Source organism: Streptomyces sp. RKND-216 (assembly GCF_004795255.1).
GTDB classification, from domain to species: domain Bacteria; phylum Actinomycetota; class Actinomycetes; order Streptomycetales; family Streptomycetaceae; genus Streptomyces; species Streptomyces hazeniae.
Window position 1 is genome coordinate 2331129 of record NZ_SSBQ01000002.1, and the last position, 17431, is coordinate 2348559.

Sequence of the window (17431 nt, forward strand, 5' to 3'; positions counted from 1 at the left end):
CCCTAGTCCCATTCCAGGCCGCCACGACGCCACACGTAGGCGTAGGCGACGAAGACCGTCAGCACGAAGAGCAGCATCTCCACGAGCCCGAAAATCCCGAGGGCGTCGAAGGAGACCGCCCAGGGGTAGAGGAAGACGATTTCGATGTCGAAGACGATGAACAGCATCGCCGTCAGGTAGTACTTGATCGGGAAGCGTCCGCCGCCCGCCGCCTGCGGAGTCGGCTCGATCCCGCACTCGTACGCCTCGAGCTTGGCCCGGTTGTAGCGCTTGGGACCGATGATCGAGGCCATGACCACGGAGAAGATCGCAAAGGCCGCTCCCAGGCCCGCTAGCACAAGGATGGGCGCGTACGCGTTCACCGCTCCTCGCTCCTTTCGGTCGCCCCCACAGTCGAAGATCACTTCTATGTGAGGCAGTTCACAAGCCCTAGTGGGAGGCATCCTATGCCCGCCGCTCTGTGATCTGCGACACGGGGTACGCAAGCTACTTTGTGATCTTCACCACCTGACGAGTGATCATGGAATCGCAGGCTCGACGATCTTCATACGCGAAGCTTCCGACTGTTCACGTTTCGTGAGCCTCGACCGGATTCCGACCTGCTGAACTTAGGGTTCCCTTAACGCCACGATAGTGCGAAAGCAAATTCGCGCGGGACATCGATGGCTGCTACACGGCTCCGGCCGCGCGAGGGCCGCACTCCGCGGGCCGCCGTGCGGCGCGAGCGCGCGGTCGTGAAAACCGGCACAAGCCCGGGGCGCGCATCTGCTCCGCGCCGGTCGTCCACGGGCATCACGACCGGACCCCTTGGTCACGGGCTCGTCACCGATCGTTCGCTCCCGTCCCCGCCCGGGGCCCTGGGCCGCAACTCCGACGCGGACGGCATCTTCCGGCCGAGCACCGCGGCGTGCCCTGCAGGCCGGGCGATGACACCGCGGCGACGGGCCGCCCTCCCGCACGGCGGGGGCGACCCGTCGCGTTCCCACGAAGGTCAGAACGCGGCCACGGCCCGCCGTTCCCGATCCGCGCACTCCTCCACGAGCGCCGCCATCTCGTCGAACAACGCCCTGCGCCCCTCCCGGCCGGGCACCTCGGACCCCGCCGCCAGCCGCTCGGCCTCCGCGCCCAGCGCCCGGATCTCTTCCCCGGCGGCGTCTCCGCCCACCATGAGCAGCGCCATCCGCCGCTCGCACACCTCGGTGTACTCCCCCAGACCCGCAGCCGTCCGTGCGGCCAGCGCCGCCAGGCGTTCCCAGCCGCGACCCGACTCCGCGACCAGCTCCGCGGCCTCGGAACGGCCCTGCGCGGCCAGGAAGTCGGCGTACAGCGGACGCGTCGCACCCGGCGCGGTGTACTCCACCTCCAGGCACTCGTACAGCCGGCGCATGCCGTGGAAGAACGGCACCGGTGCACCGAACCGGCGCTCCCAGCCCGTCTTCGTGCGGGTGTCGCGGAGCTGTGCCGCGAGCCTCGCCATGCCGGACAGGCCGAAGTTGACGTCGAACCGGTTGCCCAGCACCGGCCCGGTCAGGTGCGCGGCGGTCGTGGCGAGCGCGCCGTCCACGTCGGGCACACCCGCGGGCGGCCCGGTGGGCACGAGCATGGCGTGCCGGCCCTTGCGGTGCGCGGACCATGCCGCGCCGAACTCCTCCGTGCCGATGCGGTGCGGTACCGCCGACTCGTCGTCGACGTAGAGGGTGTCTTTGTCGTACCCGGCCACGGCGACCGTGTACGGGTCCGCGCCGGGCCCCGGCTCCAGCCCGTGCCACGGCAGGCGCGACCGGTCCACCGTGCACAGCACCGGATACCCGGCGTCCAGGGCGGCCCGCACCCGGTCCCAGCGCGGCCGCGCGGAGTGCTCCTCGGTGAAGGGGACGCCGAGCCGGGTCAGCGCGGCGGGCGCCCACGGCTCCGGGTGGTGCTGGGCGACGAGGGTGAGGAGCGGCGGGGTGCCCTCGTACGCGAACACGAAGTACATGAAGCCGATGCCGCCGGCCAGCCCCGCGACGACCGCCTCGTCCGGCGCCTCGGCGCCGAGGGCGTTGCGGATCAGGGACGCGTCGTGGTGCTGGTCGGTGCCGAACCGGTCGTACAGCAGCCCGGGGGGCGGTGCCGGGGCGTCTTCCCGTGCGGACCGGGCCAGGACGTGCCGGCGGGCGGTGGTGTACGACTCGCCGGTGCGCGCCATGCGGGCGCGCACGCGCTGCTTCAGTCGTCGGTGCTCCGTCATGATCCGTCTCTTCCGGATGCCCGACGCCGTTCCTCACGCGAAGCGGCGCGGTCACCCGCGAGGACGTACGGGCTGCGACGCGACAGATCCTGCCGTCCTGTGACGACAGCGGTCACCTTCGCCCCCGCGGGGCCGGGCGGCGTGAGCACCCGGTCTGGAGGTCCGGCGCACAGGCGGCGCCGGTTCCCAGTATAGGAGCGCACGGGTTCCGCCGGGCGACGGAGCGACGGCTTGGGGCGGTATCGGCAGCCTTACCTGCGAATTGTCCGTTTGGCGAGGGTAGTTCACCTCTCGCACGTGAAGTGCGCCACGCACCGCATCCAACAGGGACTGCCACCTTTGCGCCTCGTTGCGGGCGCGTGATATGCACCGGCGGCGACTCCTCCGCGACGGCCAACTCGCAGGACAGAGACGGCTATTAGAGCGAATCCGACGCTCCGGGGCACCGCCCCGCAAGCGACGGAAGGTGCCCAACAGGCCCCGAAGAAGGCGAGTGTGGCGCATCCCACCGCATTTGAAGGCAACCCGGCGGCCCTGCTCCACTGGCGCCATGGCCTCGAACGCTCACATACCCAGCCACCGGAAGCCCCGGTCGCGCGCCAGAAACCTGGCTGTGCGCGCCGGTGTGGCCGGTGGCGTCCTCGGCACCCTCGCCCTGACCGCGGGCTCCGCCTCCGCCGTCGGCGAGGAGGCGGCAGACTCGGCTGCCGGCACCACCACCGCCCAGCTCCCCGTCATCACCGGCGACATCGCCACGACGAGCGAGCGGACCGCGACGTCCCTGGAGAACTCCGCCGCCCAGTACGAGCTGGAAGCCGCACAGCAGGCCGCCGCGAAGAAGGCGGCCGAACACGCCGCCGACGAGGCGGAGAAGAAGGCGAAGGCCGAGGAGCGCCGCCGGGCCGAGGAGGCCCGCCGTGCGGCCGCCGCCCAGGCCGCCGAGGAGCGTGCCTCCCGCTCGTCCGAACGCACCGCTCTTGCCGCGGCTCCGGCCTCCGGCACGGTCGGGGAGCTGGTCTCGTTCCTGCGCGGGCAGGTCGGCAAGGCGTACGTGATGGGCGCGTCCGGCCCCAGCTCGTACGACTGCTCCGGCCTGGTGCAGACCGCGTTCGGGCAGATCGGCGTCAGCCTGCCGCGCGTCTCGCAGTCCCAGTCCACCGCCGGCACCCAGGTGTCGGTGAGCGCCCTCCAGCCGGGCGACATCCTGTACTGGGGCGGCGCGGGCAGCGCCCACCACGTCGCCGTGTACGTCGGCGGCGGGCAGTACATCGACGCGGCGAACCCGGAGAAGGGCGTCGTCGTGCAGAACGTCTCCGACTGGCCGCCGGACGGCGCGACCCGCGTGCTCTGACCGCGCCCCGCGGGCTCCGGCACCCGCCCCCGCGGCCTCCCGGCCACCGGGCACCCTGCGGAAGGGGCCCCACCGCGACACTGCGCTCGCGGTGGGGCCCCTTCTCTCGTTCTCTCCCTCGCGGTGTGCTCACTCCGGAAGCGTGAGCTCGCCGGAGGCGGCGAGTGCGGCGCGACCGGTGAGCTGCGGGGTGTCGCCGTCGAAGTCGAGACGCAGCCGCGAAGGACGGCCGAGCGCGTGCCCCTGAGCGACGACCGCCCGGTCTGTGCGCAGCAGCCCGTGGCGCCTCAGCAGACAGGCCAGCGGCCCGGCGGCCGTTCCGGTGGCCGGATCCTCGGTGATGCCCGCGACGGGGTTGAAGAACCGGGCGTGCGCGTCGGCGTCCGCCTCCCGGGGGTCGAGGGCGTAGAGGTAGACGCCCTCGCCGCCGAGTCCGGGCAGCACGGCCCGCAAAAGGGCGGCGTCCGGCCGGGCGGCGTCGACCGCGGCACGGTCCCGCAGCCCCACCATCAGGTGGGCCGCACCGGTGAACACCACCTGTGCGACGGGCAGTCCGGAGCCCGCCCCCAGCTGGGACGGGTCCACGCCCAGTGCGCCCGCGAGTTCGGCCGGGCGGGCGGGCTCGGCGCCGAAGCGGGGCGCCTGCTGCCGCATCGTGACCTCGCTCCGGTCGTCGGCGTCCGTGCCCAGGGTGACGGGCAGGACCTCGTCCCCGAGCTGCTGGTGGCGACGACCCGCCGCGCCGGTGCGTCCCCCGCGACCGTGCAGCCGGTCCGTGCAGGCCGCCAGCCACCACCACGCGCCGAGCGCGTTGTGGCCGGCGCCGAAGACCTCGGTGCCCTCGGGCGTGAAGGAACGCAGCCGGTGGTCCGCCCCCGGCAGGGTCGGCCGCAGCAGGAACGTCGTCTCCGCCTGGTTGAACTCCCGCGCGATGCGTGGCAGCAGCGCCTCGGGGATGTCATCGGCGTCGGGGAGGAGGGCGAGCGGATTGCCGTCGAGTGGACGGTCGGTGAAGACGTCCACGAGGACGAAGGGCACGCGGCGTCGAACGGCCATGGTCGACTCCTTGTCGAGTGGGCGCCGGGCTGGAACGACCCCGAGGCTACGATCCGCGCACCCCCGCCTCCCAGCGGAAACCTGCCGCTGCGAGCCCCGATCACCGTGGATCGGGCGGTAGGTTGCCACGATGACCGACCGATCCACGGCGTCCCTGGACGACCAGGACTGGGCCGTCCTCGCCGAGCTGCAGAACGACGCCCGCATCTCGTACGCCGAACTCGCCCGCCGGGTCGCGCTCAGCCCGTCCGCCGTCACCGAGCGGGTGAGGCGGCTGGAGAGCCTGGGGGTGATCACCGGCTACCACGCCGTGGTCGATCCGGCCCGTGTCGGGCGGGGCGTGCAGGCGGTCGTCCGCCTGAAGTACCCGGGCACGGCGCATCAGCCGCTGCGCCGGCTGATCGCCGACCGTCCCGAGATCCTGCAGTGCGACCGGGTCACCGGGGAGGAGTGCTACGTCATCCGGCTGGCGACCCGCGACATGCAGCATCTCGAGGAGGTCGTCGACGCACTGGCCCGGCTCGGCTCCCTCACCACGAACGTCGTCTACTCGACGCTCCTGCACCGCCGGACGATCGGCCCCTGAGCCGTGCCCGGCCGGGGCTCGGTGGCCGTCACGCCTTCGGCGCGACCTTGGAGAGGCCGTTGATGATCCGGTCCATGGCGTCGCCGCCGTTGGGGTCGGTGAGGTTGGCCAGCATCTTGAGGGTGAAGCGCATCAGCAGCGGGTGGCTCAGGCCGCGTTCGGTGGCCAGCTTCATGACCTTCGGGTTGCCGATGAGCTTCACGAAGGCACGGCCCAGCGTGTAGTAGCCTCCGTAGGTGTCCTTGAGCACCTTCGGGTACGACCGCAGCGCCAGCTCCCGCTGCCGTTCGGTGGCGCGTGCCTGCGCCTGCACGATGACCTCGGCGGCGATCGCGCCGGACTCCATCGCGTAGGCGATGCCCTCGCCGTTGAACGGGTTCACCAGGCCGCCGGCGTCGCCCACGAGCAGCAGGCCCTTGGTGTAGTGCGGCTGCCGGTTGAACGCCATCGGCAGCGCGGCGCCACGGATGGGGCCGGTCATGTTGTCCGGGGTGTAGCCCCACTCCTGGGGCATCGACGCGCACCAGGCCTTGAGCACCTCACGCCAGTCCAGGTCCTGGAAGGACTCCGAGGTGTTGAGCACGCCGAGGCCCACGTTGGAGGTGCCGTCGCCCATGCCGAAGATCCAGCCGTAGCCGGGCAGCAGCCGGTCCTGTTCGCCGCGCCGGTCCCACAGCTCCAGCCACGACTCCAGGTAGTCGTCGTCGTGGCGGGGCGAGGTGAAGTACGTGCGCACGGCGACGCCCATCGGACGGTCCTCGCGGCGGTGCAGACCCATCTTCAGCGACAGCCGCGTGGAGTTGCCGTCCGCGGCGACCACGATCGGCGCGTGGAAGGTGACCGGCTTCTTCTCCTCGCCCAGCTTGGCGTGCACGCCGGTGATGCGTCCGGTGCGGGCGTCGAGGATCGGCTCGCCCACGTTGCACCGCTCGTACAGCCGGGCGCCGGCCTTCTGGGCCTGGCGGGCGAGCTGGTCGTCGAAGTCGTCGCGCTTGCGGACCAGTCCGTAGTCCGGGTAGCTGGCCAGCTCGGGCCAGTCGAGCTGGAGGCGCTGGCCGCCGCCGATGATGCGCAGCCCCTTGTTGCGCAGCCAGCCGGCCTCCTCGGAGATGTCGATGCCCATCGCGACGAGCTGCTTGGTCGCGCGCGGCGTCAGCCCGTCGCCGCACACCTTCTCGCGCGGGAAGGCGGTCTTCTCCAGGAGGAGGACGTCGAGGCCGCTGCGGGCCAGGTGGTAGGCGGTGGCGGAACCGGCCGGTCCGGCACCCACCACGATCACGTCGGCACGGTGCTCGGAAGGGGCCTGCGCTGGCGCGGCCTTCGTCAGGGGCTCGGTCACGACGGTCTCCCGCGAGTTCGGTTGGCCGCGCGTTGGGCCGGCCATGCGTGCCGGGCGCGGATCGCGACCAGTCTAGGAGGCGCTCCCGCTCCGCCCTGGGCGGGTACGCGCCCTCGGCCCGCGAGCGGCGGGCCGGGGGCGGGGGCCTGCCCGCTGCGGAGTGCGGTCAGCCGGCCTCGGTGCGGAACCCGCGGTGCAGCGCGACGATCCCGCCGGAGAGGTTGCGCCAGGCGACCCGCTTCCAGCCCGCGCCCTGGAGCCGGGCGGCCAGCCCCGGCTGGTCCGGCCAGGAGCGGATGGACTCGGCCAGGTACACGTAGGCGTCCGGGTTGCTGGAGACCGCCTCGGCGACCGGAGGCAGCGCACGCATCAGGTACTCGGTGTAGACCGTGCGGAACGGCGCCCACGTCGGATGGCTGAACTCGCAGATCACGACCTTGCCGCCGGGCCGGGTCACGCGCAGCATCTCGCGCAGCGCGGCGTCCGTGTCCTGCACGTTCCGCAGCCCGAAGGAGATGGTGACGGCGTCGAAGGCGCCGTCCCGGAACGGCAGTCTCGTCGCGTCCCCCGCGGTGAACGGCATCCAGGGGTGCCGTCGCCGTCCCTCGCCGAGCATCCCCGTCGAGAAGTCGCACGGCACGGTGTACGCGCCCGCGTCGGCGAACGGCAGCGACGAGGTGCCCGTACCGGCGGCCAGGTCGAGCACCCGGTCGCCCGGCTGCGCGTCCACGGCACGGGCGACGGCACGCCGCCACAGCCGGGTCTGCCCCAGGGACAGCACGTCGTTGGTCAGGTCGTAGCGCGCGGCGACGTCGTCGAACATCGCGGCGACTTCGTGCGGCTGCTTCTCCAGGGATGCGCGAGTCACGCCCCCATTGTTCACCGCGCCCTCGACGGACGGGCGGCGGGGGCTCGCGGACACCCGGCCGTCAGGACTCGAGCAACGTCAGGAGATCGATGTCCACGGGAAACGGAACGTCCGTCGTCAGCTTTCCCTCGTGAACCGGCCGGTTCGGGGAAGGGGCAAAGGTCCGCATCTCGTGGTGGCGCCAGAACTCGTGCACGACGGGTGCGTCGCCCACGGATCGCTCGATGCGCCAGTAGTGCGGAACACCCCGTTCCGCAAGCAGCCCCGGTTTACGGAAGCGGTCGTCGCCGCGAGAGCCGGGGGAGACCACCTCCACCGCGAGTCTCACCGCACTGGCAGGCAGGCACTCGAGAGAGAGAAGATCGAGGCCGGTCCGCTCATAGACGACGAGGTCAGGCTTGAGCACCGCATGCTCGTCGACCAGCACACAGCGCTCGACATTGACGCCGAACGCCTGCGGCCTGGCCTGGCGCAGCGCGACGAGCAGCCCGTCGCGCACCTGGTCGTGCCAGAAGTGGGTCATGCCCCGAACCACGATCGCTCCGTCCACCAGCTCCCAGTCGTACGGCAGCTCGAGGTCCTTGACCTGGTCGTAGGTCCAGCCGCCGTCGGGCGGGAACATCCAGTTGTCCGGTGTGGCCCGGGCGAGCCGGTGGGCGGTCATCGTTGCTCCCATGCGCGCCAGAGTGAACGGGAAACGTGCCGGTGTCCTGGGACCGACGTTACCGTCACCCGAAGTGAGGCACGGCCGCCACGCCGTTGACGGTCAGCGGCCGCGGTAGGCCAGGCGGCCTGCGAGGACGGTGGCGCGGCAGGCGGCGGCGCCCGTCGCGGCGAGGGCGGCGAGGTCCGGGACGGCGAATGCGGCAAGGTCGGCGCGCGCGCCCGGGACGAGCGCACCCGCGAAGGCGCGCTGCGGATCGGTGCCGGCCGGCGGGTCGAGCGGGTCCAGCGGCGGAACCGGCGCGTCCGGGTCGCCGCCGGCGACCGTGGCCAGGCCCGCGCGGGCGACCGCCGTACGGACCGCGGGGCGCGGGAACGGCCCGGCCACCGCCGTCACGCCGTGCCGCAGCAGGCGTTGCAGCCCGCGCCGGGCACTGCCGCCCCAGCGGGCGTCGTCCATCGCGAGGGCGTCGAGGGCGGCGCCGGTCAGCGGCTCGGTGCCCAGTTCGTCCGCCTCGCGCGGATCGGGGTGGTAGGCGCGATCCAGCAGCGGGCCCGCGCCCCGGTGCACGAGCCCCGGCGTGAGCACGCACGCCCAGCGCCGGGTACGCGCCCCCGGGTACGCGGCGGACACCTCGTCGTACGGCCCGACGGCCGCGACCGTCCCGCCCTCGACGGCGACGGCCCCGTCCGCGATCGGCTCCGTGCCCGCGCCGGGCACGACGAGGTCCGCGGAGTGCAGCGTGAGCAACGGCGGACCGGCGCTCAGTCGGCCTGCACGAGCGTCAGCTCGGGGTGCGCGCTGCCGCCCGCGATCGCAGTGGAGGAGAGGTGCGACACGACCTTGTCGTCGACCGGGTCGTTCGCCGGGTCGTCGTGCACGCGCAGGTGCTCGTAGGTCGTGGCGCGCTGCGCCGGTACGCGCCCGGCCCCGCGGATGAGACCGATGATCTCGTGCAGGTTGGAGCGGTGCTTGGCTCCCGCGGAGGAGACGACGTTCTCCTCCAGCATCACCGAGCCGAGGTCGTCGGCGCCGTAGTGCAGGGTGAGCTGGCCGACGTCCTTGCCGGTGGTCAGCCAGGAGCCCTGGATGTGGGCGACGTTGTCAAGGAAGATCCGCGCGAGGGCGATGAGCCGCAGGTACTCGAAGAGGGTGGCCTGCGTCTGCCCCTTCAGCGTGTTGTTCTCCGGCTGGTAGGTGTACGGGATGAACGCGCGGAAGCCGCCGGTGCGGTCCTGCACGTCGCGGATCATGCGCAGGTGCTCGATCCGCTCCGCGTTCGTCTCGCCCGTGCCCATCAGCATGGTGGAGGTGGACTCGACGCCGAGGCCGTGCGCGATCTCCATGATCTCCAGCCAGCGTTCGCCGGACTCCTTCAGCGGCGCGATCGCCTTCCGCGGCCGTTCCGGCAGCAGCTCCGCGCCCGCCCCCGCGAACGAGTCCAGACCCGCCTCGTGGATGCGGCGGATGGCCTCCTCGGGCGTGACGCCGGAGATGCGGGCCATGTGCTCCACCTCGGACGCGCCGAGCGAGTGGATGACGAGCTGCGGGAACGCCTCCTTGATGGCGGCGAAGTGCTTCTCGTAGTACTCCACGCCGTAGTCCGGGTGGTGGCCGCCCTGGAACATGATCTGCGTGCCGCCCAGCTCGACGGTCTCGGCGCAGCGCCGCAGGATGTCGTCGAGGTCGCGGGTCCACACCTTGTCACTCTTCGGCGCGGCGTAGAACGCGCAGAACTTGCACGCCGTCACGCAGGCGTTGGTGTAGTTGATGTTCCGCTCGATGATGTACGTGGCGATGTGCTCCGTGCCCGCGTACCGGCGGCGGCGCACCGCGTCGGCGGCCTGCCCGAGCGCGTGCAGCGGGGCGTGCCGGTAGAGGTCGAGCGCCTCCTCGGGCGTGACGCGACCGCCCTCGGCGGCGCGGTCGAGTACGGACTGGAGGTCGGCGTTCTCGGGCACCGGGGCATCCCTTCACCTCACGCGGATACGGCCGCTCCAGCGTACGTCAGCGCTCCCGGCCTCCCGGGGGCCGCCCCGAGGCCGCCCCGAGGCCGCCCCCGGGCCGTCAGCGGCGCTCCTCCAGCGTCCCGGCCGCGTTGCCGCCCGCCTCGTCGTGCGACTCGTAGCGCAGCCGCCCGTCGGCGCGGAGCCGGAACGCCAGGTTCCGCGTCCAGGTCGAGGAGGGCGACGGCCTCCACCAGCGGGGCGGGGAGCCACCCGTCGGCCGTGAGCGCGGCGGCACCCTCCTCGCCCGCGAGTGCATGGGCCACCGCCGCCGGCTCCGGCCGGTCCGCGGGCGCCTTCGCCAGACGCGCCGCGATCGGGTGCCGCAGCGCACCGTCCGGCAGTCCGTCGAGATCCGGGTCCTCGTGCACCACGTGGTAGAGCAGCGCCGCAGAACTGTCCCCGGGGAACGGCGGCGCTGCCCGTCGCCGCGTACGCCAGGACCGCGCCCAGCGAGAACACGTCCGAGGCCGGTCCGACGCCGCCGCGTCCGAGCACCTGCTCGGGCGCCATGTAGCCGGGCGAGCCGATGGGGGCGCCCGTGGAGGTCAGCGCGGAGGTGCCGTCGGTGGCCCGTGCGATGCCGCAGTCGATGAGCCGCGGTCCGTCCAGGGTGAGCAGCACGTTCGACGGCTTCACGTCCCGGTGCACCAGCCCCAGGGCGTGTACCGCGCCGAGCGCCTCCGCCCGTCCGGCGCCCAGCGCCCGCACGGCGGTCTCCGGCAGCGTGCCGTGTGCGGTCACCGCCTGCTGGAGGGAGGGTCCGGCGACGTATCCGGTGGCCACCCAGGGCACCGGGGCGTCCGGGTCGGCGTCCAGCACGGGCGCCGTCCAGGTGTCCCCCACGCGCCGGGCGGAGGCGACCTCGCGGCGGAAGCGGACGCGGAATTCGGGGTCGGCAGCGCAGTGCGGGTGGACGACCTCGGGCTTCACCGGGTCAGCAGATCCACCTTCACATCGGCGGGGAACCCGGTGGTGTCTCCGGTGCGGCGGGCGAACTCGGCGATTCCGGCGAGCTGTTCGGTACCCAGCCGGAAGTCGAGGGTGGTGAAGTAGCGTTCCAGCACCGGGGCGTCGAACGGCTCCCAGCGCGCGGCCTGTTCGGCGACCTTGCCGACCTCCTCCAGCGACAGGTCGCGCGAGGCGAGGAACGCCTCGTGCACGGCGTGCACGATCTCCGGTTCGCGGGCCAGGTAGTCGCGCCGCACGGCCCACAGGGCGAACACGAACGGCAGCCCGGTCCAGTCCTTCCACAGCGTGCCGAGGTCGTGCACGTCCAGCTCCGGTTCGGGCATCGCGCGGAGGAAGGCACGCAGGCCGACATCGCCGATCACGACGGCCGCGTCCGCCTCCCGCAGCATCGCCGGGAGGTCGGGCGGGCAGGTGAAGTACTCCGGCCGCACCCCGTACCGCTCGGCGAGCAGCAGCTGCGCCAGCCGTACGGACGTCCGCGACGTGGAGCCGAGGGCGACCGGCCGGCCGTCCAGCTCCTCGAGCGGGACCCGCGACACGATCTCGCAGGACATGACACTGCCGTCGCACCCCACGGCGATATCCGGGAGGGCGACGAGGTCCTCCGCATTGCGGAGGAATTCCACGAGGGTGACCGGGCCGATATCGAGATCCCCGTTCACCAGCTGTTCGCTCAGCTTTTCGGGGGTGTCCTTGGTGAGCTCGAGATCCAGCAGCGTGCCCGTCCGGGCCAGACCCCAATAGAGCGGCAGGCAGTTGAGGAACTGGATGTGCCCCACGCGCGGGCGGGACGTCGGCTGTGCTGTCACCCTCCGGAGGGTACGCCCGGCCCGACGGCGCTCCGTCACCCCTCCCCCGTCGCCCGCCGGGCCGGGCGTCGACCTGCACGGACGCCGTGACGCACCCCCGGCGGACCTGCTCGGGTGAACGCGGCAGAAGTCACTTCCCCGGGGGACCGACAGCGTGCTAGGCTCCAAGCAAGTTGCAGTTAGGTTTCCCTTGCAGTACCAGAGCCTGCGGAGCATGTGACCGCGGGCTCTCGTCGTTTTCAGGCTTCTCGAGGTTCTGGAACAGGGCGACCCTTATAGGCCCAAGGAGGGCTTATGGCTACCGGAACCGTCAAGTGGTTCAACGCTGAAAAGGGCTTCGGCTTCATCGCCCAGGACGGCGGCGGTCCCGATGTCTTCGTCCACTACTCCGCGATCAACGCCACGGGCTTCCGCTCCCTCGAGGAGAACCAGGCCGTGACCTTCGACGTCACCCAGGGCCCGAAGGGCCCGCAGGCGGAGAACGTCGTCGCCGGCTGATCGCCCTGTTTCGCAGTACCCAAGGAGCCCCTCGCCCTCTCCGGGCGGGGGGCTCCTGCCTTTGCACGCGCGGGCGTCTCGCGTTCTCGCGTCGCCCGCGGGGCACGACAGCCTCCCTGCCCTTTCCCCGCATGCCCCTGCCGGGGGCAGCCCGCCCCCACGCCCCTTCACGGCAGGGGAGCGCTACGATGCGCTGCATGACCTTCACGCACACGTCCGGCGCCACGGGAGCTCTCCGCATCCCCGAGCGCGACGGGTGCGAGCGCTCCGGCCGATAGCACGGCGGCCACCCGAAGCCGCCCCGCACCGCCCCGCGGCGCCACCGTCCGGCCTACACGGCCGGTCGAGCCACGCGTCACCGCGTTCCTTCTTCTCCCACCGCGCCCCCCGGCACGGTGCGAGGGCGACCCCAGCGCACGCACGCCCGTGATCCGCTCCGCACCGCTCCCGGAGGAGAACCGACCGTGACCGTCACCGCATCCACCGCACCCGCGACCACCCCCGCCGCCCCCGCCCTGCGCGAGGCCCGCGTGCCCGCCGACGGCTTGTACGAGGGCCGGCGCACCCTGCGCCGCGTGCCCGACGGGTGGCAGGACCGCCCGTACGAGCTGTTCACCCTCGTCCCGCAAGGCCGCCTGATCGGCGCCGAGATACGCGACGTGGACCTGACCCGCCCCCTCGCCCCCGCCCTGCGCGAGGAGCTGAACCGTGCGCTGCTGGAGTGGAAGGTGCTGTTCTTCCGCGGCGCCCACCTCACCCCCGGGCAGCAGGCCGCCTTCGCCCGCCACTGGGGCGAGCTGGAGACCAACCCGCTGCTCGCCCGCGGCTCCTCCGACGAGGTGGTCCGCTTCGACAAGGGCGACAGCGCCGTCCCCACCTTCGAGAACGTCTGGCACGCGGACGTCACCTTCCGCGAACGGCCCGCGCTGGGCGCCGTCCTCCAGCTCCGCGAGGTGCCGCCGGTCGGCGGCGACACGATGTGGGCCGACATGGCCGCCGCGTACGACAACCTTCCGGACGAGGTGAAGGCGCGCATCGACGGCGCGACGGCCGTGCACGACTTCCTCCCGGGCTTCGCCCGCTTCTACGGACCGGAACGCCTCGCCCCGCTCCAGGACGCGTTCCCGCCCGTCGAGCACCCGGTGGTGCGCACCCATCCGGAGACCGGACGGAGGATGCTGTTCGTCAACACCTCCTTCACCACGCACCTCACCGGCATGCCGCGGGAGGAGAGCGACCGGCTGCTCGCGTTTCTCGTGCGGCAGGCGCACGTGCCGGAGTACCAGGTGCGGTACCGCTGGCAGCCGGGCGACGTCGCGTTCTGGGACAACCGGTCCACCCAGCACTACGCGGTCGACGACTACTTCCCGCACCGCCGCCTCGCCGAACGCGTCGCCATCGCCGGCGACCGCCCGTTCTGACACCGTCCCGGTTCCGGCCGCCGCGCCGTCAACGGCGTGGCGGCCCGCCCTCCCTTCGGGCGAAGGTACGGTCATATATGGGACCGCACGCCACGCTCTCCTCCGCGCTCGGACGTATGGGAGTACCGATGACCAGGGACCGGCTGGACCAGGCCACCCCGGACACGTGGATGTACCCGCCCCCCGCCGGGTGGACGTACGACCAGGTGAAGGACCTGGATCTCCCGTTCGACTGGGAGCTGGTGGACGGAGCGATCGTGGTACGCGGGATGACGAACGTCTGGCACAACCGCGTGCGCGATCGCCTCTACTTCGCGCTGGAGAGCGCACGCCGGACGCCGTACGCGGTGGCTTCCGAGCAGTGCGTGCTGGTGGACGACTTCAACCCCCCGAAGCCGGATGTGCTCGTCTACGACGAGCGGGATCTCGACGTCTTCGCCCTGGAGTGCATTCCGGTGGAGAAGGCGACCGTCGTGCTGGAGGTCGTCTCGCCCGGCTCACGCCGGGAGGACCGCGTGCGGAAACCGGCGATGTTCGCGGACGCACGGGTGCCGTACTTCTGGCGGGTCGAGCGGGGGGACGACGACTTCCCCGTCGTCCACGAGCTCTGGTTCCACCACGACATGGGCATGTACGTGCCCGCTCCGGAGCGTCCGGTACACACGGGCAAGCTGGTGACGGAGAGGCCGTTCCCCGTCGAGATCGACCTGCGGGCCCTGGTCACCGGCTGAGCGGACACGACGCGTGCTCCGGTACCGCCCTCGCGACGGCACCGGAGCAAGAACGGCGTGCCGTCACCAGATGGACTCGACCCACTCCGGGTGGTCGATGAACGGGTTCCGGTTGCCCTGGAACTGGTCGAATATCGCCTGGTTGCGGTTCTCCTCGAAGGAGTCCACGGGGTCCTGGGCGTGCCACTGCTTCAGCACCGACAGGCGGCCCATGTAGGGCGCGGAGCCGTTGTCGACCTGGTCGTTGAGCTCCAGGTCCGGGCCGTCCGAGCCCTCGTAGCGGGTGGCCATGTAGAAGATCATGCGGGCCACGTCGCCCTTGACCGCGTCGCGGGGCTCGAAGGAGTCGGAGTCCGTGGAGCTGTCCGGCGCCTCGTCGACGGGCGAACCGCCGTTGTCGAAGTCCTTGTTGCCCCGGACGCCGTTCACCGACACGTCGGTGGGACGCAGGTGGTGGATGTCCGTGCCCGGGCCCGGGCTGGTGCCGAAGTCACCGTGCGACTTGGCCCAGACGTGCTCACGGTTCCAGTCGTCCTGGTCGCCGCCGTGCTGGGAGCCGCTGCGGGTCTGGCCGCTGTAGAGCAGGACGACGCTCCCGGAGTCGGACGGCGCGGCGTCGGTGACCTGGAGCGCGTCCCACACGTCGTCGTAGCTGAGGACCTGCTGGTCGCTGATGATGGTGTGCAGCGCGGACTTGAGGGCGTCGCCCTCCTTGCCCAGCGCGTCCTGGTAGTAGTCGGCCGCCGGTGCTCCTGGGGCGGGGGCGGGCGCGGCGATGGCCGCGCTCTGCACGGTCATCCCGGCGAGCAGCGCACCTGCTGCGGCGAGCATGACCGCCTTGCGGCGGTGGGTGAAGTGTGGGGCGGGCATGTGGGGCTGTCCTCTCCCATCGACGTCTCGTTGAGAGCAGTGTCCCCGCCAGATCAGGAGATCATGTGAACATGACAAGTCCATCCCGTGACAGTCAACCCGCGTAGCGCGGGTCCGCTCGCGCGGGGCGAGCCGACATTCCCGGCGAACCCGCGCGTTCTACGGGCGCGCCCCTTCACCCGTCACGTACGCGACGAACCCCCGCCACGCGGCTTCGCCTACGGCGAGCTGTGGCCCTCCCCTCCGCTTGGAGTCCCGCACCCGGACCGCCTCTTGGGCTGCAGCTACCTCGACGCAGTCGTTGCTGTCGCTTGCGCTGTAGCTGCTCTTGAACCAGCTCAGAGCGGCGTCGTCACTAACCAACCTTCGTGTCATGTCTCCCCCAATAGCTTTTCGATGAACGCCAGCGACTCCCGCGGACTGAGAGCCTGCGCGCGGATGATGCCACACCGGAGCTCCATCACCTGGACGTCCTTCGGCCGCGAGACCAAGCGAGTCATCAACTGAGCCTCCAAGTAGCCGAGCGCGGCGCCGTCCGCAAACTTCATCACTTGGAGCTGCCCGGCCATTCCCGCGTGCTCCTGCCGGTCGGTCGGCATCACTTGCAGTTCCACGTGCCGCAAACGGCCGATTTTCAGCAGGTGTTCGAGCTGCCCACGCATCACCTCACGCCCCCCGATGGGGCGCCGCAGCGTCACTTCCTCCTGCACGAACATCAGTGTCGGCGCCGGTACTCTCTCGAAGATCGTCCGTCGAGCCATGCGGGCTTCCACGTTGCGGTCGACTTCCTCGCGCGAGTAGGCAGGCCGACGCACGTCGAACAGCGCTCTCGCGTACTCCTCGGTCTGGAGCAGGCCGTGGATGTTGTGCGTGCCGTAGGCGCCGATCTCCACGGCCTCGGCCTCCAGCTTGGCCAGATCGCGGACCTTTCTCGGGTAGCGGGCCTCGGCCACGTCTCCGCGAAACGCGGACAGCTTGCCGTCGGCCTCCAGTACGCGGTCCGCTCCGTCCAGGAACTCCGGCTTCGGGGCGCGGATGCCCCGCTCGACACTGGAGACCATCTCCTCGCCGTACCCGATCTCCGCACCCAACTCCGCCTGCGTGAGACCCGCTTCCCTGCGCCACAACTTGATCTGCCGGCCCACGACTTTCAGCACCGCCGCCGACTCGTCGTCCAGTTCTTCGCCCTGACCGTGCTCCACGTCCATACGCCCCACCTCCGTCGTGCCGTGGCCAACCGTCCCCGCGCTCGCGCGTCACGGCACAGCCCCCGTACAGAACCCGACGGCATCCGTACAGGGACGCCGCGTACGGGCTCTGACATTCCTCAGCGTGACGCAGAACGGGCACTCTCGGTGAGAATCGCCCCCGAAGTCCCTCGAACGAAGTAACGAACCGGAGCGCCCGACTCCGGCTCCCGGACGACCCCGTACCGGCCCGGACGGGGAGCCGGACACACCTCGCCGTCCGACCGCCAGCCCTGTTCAACACGCATGCACTCGGCCACGCTCGGTGACGTGAGCGCAGAGAAGACCCACCCCGAGCGGCAGTTCTCCGTGCTGCTCTCCCCCACTCGCCGCGGCGCACGGCTCGCACGACTGCTCACCGTCGCGCACCTCGCCTCGTGGGGGCTGCCGTCGGACGCGGCCGCGCACGTCGTCGCCGAACTGGCCGCCAACGCAGCTCTCCACGGACGCGTGCCCGGCCGTGACTTCCGCCTCACCCTCACCGCGGGAGCCGACGGCCGACTTCGCGTCGAGGTGGCCGACACCCGGGGCGAGCGCCTGCCCACCGGCGGACGCCGGGCGCCCGACGACGACTCCGAGACGGGCCGCGGCATGCTGATCGTCCAAGCCCTCGCCGACACCTGGGGCGTCGAGACCGGACCCCTCCCCCGCAAGACCGTCTGGGCGGAGTTCACGTTCCCGCGGTGAGGCGACCATCGGCGCTAGCTGTGTTGTCCCGGCACGTTGGTGACAGGCGACACGCTGCTTGTGGTCCTTGCATGAGGTGAGGGCCTTCTGGTTCCG

General features: G+C 71.8%; 19 protein-coding genes and 1 pseudogene. 6 read left to right on the plus strand and 14 right to left on the minus strand.

Features of this window, described 5'->3' with window-relative positions:
* Positions 1-2: 2 nt before the first annotated feature.
* Together E4198_RS10260 and E4198_RS10265 are read right to left on the minus strand one after the other, a co-directional pair.
* Entirely contained in the window at positions 3-362 is a 360-nt protein-coding gene (locus E4198_RS10260) for an NADH-quinone oxidoreductase subunit A (protein WP_027764553.1), read from the minus strand.
* A 629-nt stretch (positions 363-991) separates the two neighbouring features.
* Positions 992-2230, minus strand: coding sequence for a BtrH N-terminal domain-containing protein (locus tag E4198_RS10265; protein ID WP_136182881.1), 1239 nt, complete (start codon positions 2228-2230; stop codon positions 992-994).
* A 613-nt stretch (positions 2231-2843) separates the two neighbouring features.
* On the opposite strand from E4198_RS10265, the gene E4198_RS10270 reads away from it, so the two are divergent.
* The gene (locus tag E4198_RS10270) at positions 2844-3581 is read left to right on the plus strand and encodes a C40 family peptidase (RefSeq protein ID WP_348771296.1); all 738 of its coding nucleotides are present in this window, start codon (positions 2844-2846) and stop codon (positions 3579-3581) included.
* 129 nt (positions 3582-3710) lie between these two features.
* Here the strand turns inward: E4198_RS10270 and E4198_RS10275 are convergent, their stop codons facing one another.
* Entirely contained in the window at positions 3711-4637 is a 927-nt protein-coding gene (locus tag E4198_RS10275; protein WP_136182883.1) for a PhzF family phenazine biosynthesis protein, read from the minus strand.
* Positions 4638-4767: 130 nt separating this feature from the next.
* Between E4198_RS10275 and E4198_RS10280 the strand changes: the two genes are divergently transcribed.
* On the plus strand, positions 4768-5223 hold the full coding sequence (locus E4198_RS10280; RefSeq protein WP_136182884.1) for an Lrp/AsnC family transcriptional regulator: 456 nt from the start codon (positions 4768-4770) through the stop codon (positions 5221-5223).
* Positions 5224-5251: 28 nt separating this feature from the next.
* Here the strand turns inward: E4198_RS10280 and E4198_RS10285 are convergent, their stop codons facing one another.
* From E4198_RS10285 to E4198_RS10315, 8 genes and pseudogenes are all read right to left on the minus strand, one after another.
* Positions 5252-6562 carry a geranylgeranyl reductase family protein gene (locus tag E4198_RS10285; protein WP_247597621.1) on the minus strand — a complete coding sequence of 437 codons (1311 nt, stop codon included), beginning with the start codon at positions 6560-6562 and terminating at the stop codon, positions 5252-5254.
* 166 nt (positions 6563-6728) lie between these two features.
* Entirely contained in the window at positions 6729-7430 is a 702-nt protein-coding gene (locus E4198_RS10290) for a demethylmenaquinone methyltransferase (RefSeq protein WP_136182885.1), read from the minus strand.
* A gap of 61 nt (positions 7431-7491) precedes the next feature.
* Entirely contained in the window at positions 7492-8106 is a 615-nt protein-coding gene (locus tag E4198_RS10295) for a Uma2 family endonuclease (protein ID WP_247597622.1), read from the minus strand.
* A gap of 90 nt (positions 8107-8196) precedes the next feature.
* Positions 8197-8844, minus strand: a complete 648-nt coding sequence (locus E4198_RS10300) for a hypothetical protein (protein ID WP_136182886.1) — start codon at positions 8842-8844, stop codon at positions 8197-8199.
* A gap of 14 nt (positions 8845-8858) precedes the next feature.
* Entirely contained in the window at positions 8859-10055 is a 1197-nt protein-coding gene (mqnC, locus tag E4198_RS10305) for a cyclic dehypoxanthinyl futalosine synthase (protein ID WP_136182887.1), read from the minus strand.
* Positions 10056-10161: 106 nt separating this feature from the next.
* The gene (locus E4198_RS25400; protein WP_247597985.1) at positions 10162-10338 is read right to left on the minus strand and encodes a hypothetical protein; all 177 of its coding nucleotides are present in this window, start codon (positions 10336-10338) and stop codon (positions 10162-10164) included.
* Positions 10262-11033: pseudogene (locus E4198_RS10310) on the minus strand (serine/threonine-protein kinase); the annotation flags it as partial. The gene E4198_RS25400 and the pseudogene E4198_RS10310, both read right to left, overlap by 77 nt.
* Positions 11030-11881, minus strand: coding sequence for a menaquinone biosynthesis protein (locus E4198_RS10315; RefSeq protein ID WP_136182888.1), 852 nt, complete (start codon positions 11879-11881; stop codon positions 11030-11032). The pseudogene E4198_RS10310 and the gene E4198_RS10315, both read right to left, overlap by 4 nt.
* A gap of 294 nt (positions 11882-12175) precedes the next feature.
* Here E4198_RS10315 and E4198_RS10320 point away from each other — a divergent pair, with 294 nt between their 5' ends.
* The 3 genes from E4198_RS10320 to E4198_RS10330 all read left to right on the plus strand — a co-directional run bounded on the left by E4198_RS10320 (position 12176) and on the right by E4198_RS10330 (position 14531).
* Positions 12176-12379, plus strand: a complete 204-nt coding sequence (locus tag E4198_RS10320; RefSeq protein WP_027764565.1) for a cold-shock protein — start codon at positions 12176-12178, stop codon at positions 12377-12379.
* Between the two features lie 464 nt (positions 12380-12843).
* On the plus strand, positions 12844-13800 hold the full coding sequence (locus E4198_RS10325) for a TauD/TfdA family dioxygenase (protein ID WP_247597623.1): 957 nt from the start codon (positions 12844-12846) through the stop codon (positions 13798-13800).
* Positions 13801-13928: 128 nt separating this feature from the next.
* Positions 13929-14531, plus strand: coding sequence for a Uma2 family endonuclease (locus E4198_RS10330; RefSeq protein ID WP_027764567.1), 603 nt, complete (start codon positions 13929-13931; stop codon positions 14529-14531).
* A gap of 63 nt (positions 14532-14594) precedes the next feature.
* On the opposite strand, the gene E4198_RS10335 is transcribed toward E4198_RS10330, so the two are convergent.
* The 3 genes from E4198_RS10335 to E4198_RS10345 form a co-directional block, all read right to left on the minus strand.
* Positions 14595-15401, minus strand: a complete 807-nt coding sequence (locus tag E4198_RS10335) for an endonuclease (RefSeq protein ID WP_136182889.1) — start codon at positions 15399-15401, stop codon at positions 14595-14597.
* A gap of 159 nt (positions 15402-15560) precedes the next feature.
* Complete coding sequence (locus E4198_RS10340; RefSeq protein ID WP_136182890.1) at positions 15561-15776, minus strand: DUF397 domain-containing protein; 216 nt, start codon at positions 15774-15776, stop codon at positions 15561-15563.
* Positions 15773-16609: a helix-turn-helix transcriptional regulator gene (locus tag E4198_RS10345; RefSeq protein WP_136182891.1), complete on the minus strand. Its 837-nt coding sequence runs from the start codon at positions 16607-16609 to the stop codon at positions 15773-15775. Before E4198_RS10345 ends, E4198_RS10340 begins: the two co-directional genes overlap by 4 nt.
* A 285-nt stretch (positions 16610-16894) precedes the next feature.
* Here E4198_RS10345 and E4198_RS10350 point away from each other — a divergent pair, with 285 nt between their 5' ends.
* Positions 16895-17335, plus strand: coding sequence for an ATP-binding protein (locus tag E4198_RS10350; RefSeq protein ID WP_136182892.1), 441 nt, complete (start codon positions 16895-16897; stop codon positions 17333-17335).
* Positions 17336-17431 lie beyond the last annotated feature (96 nt).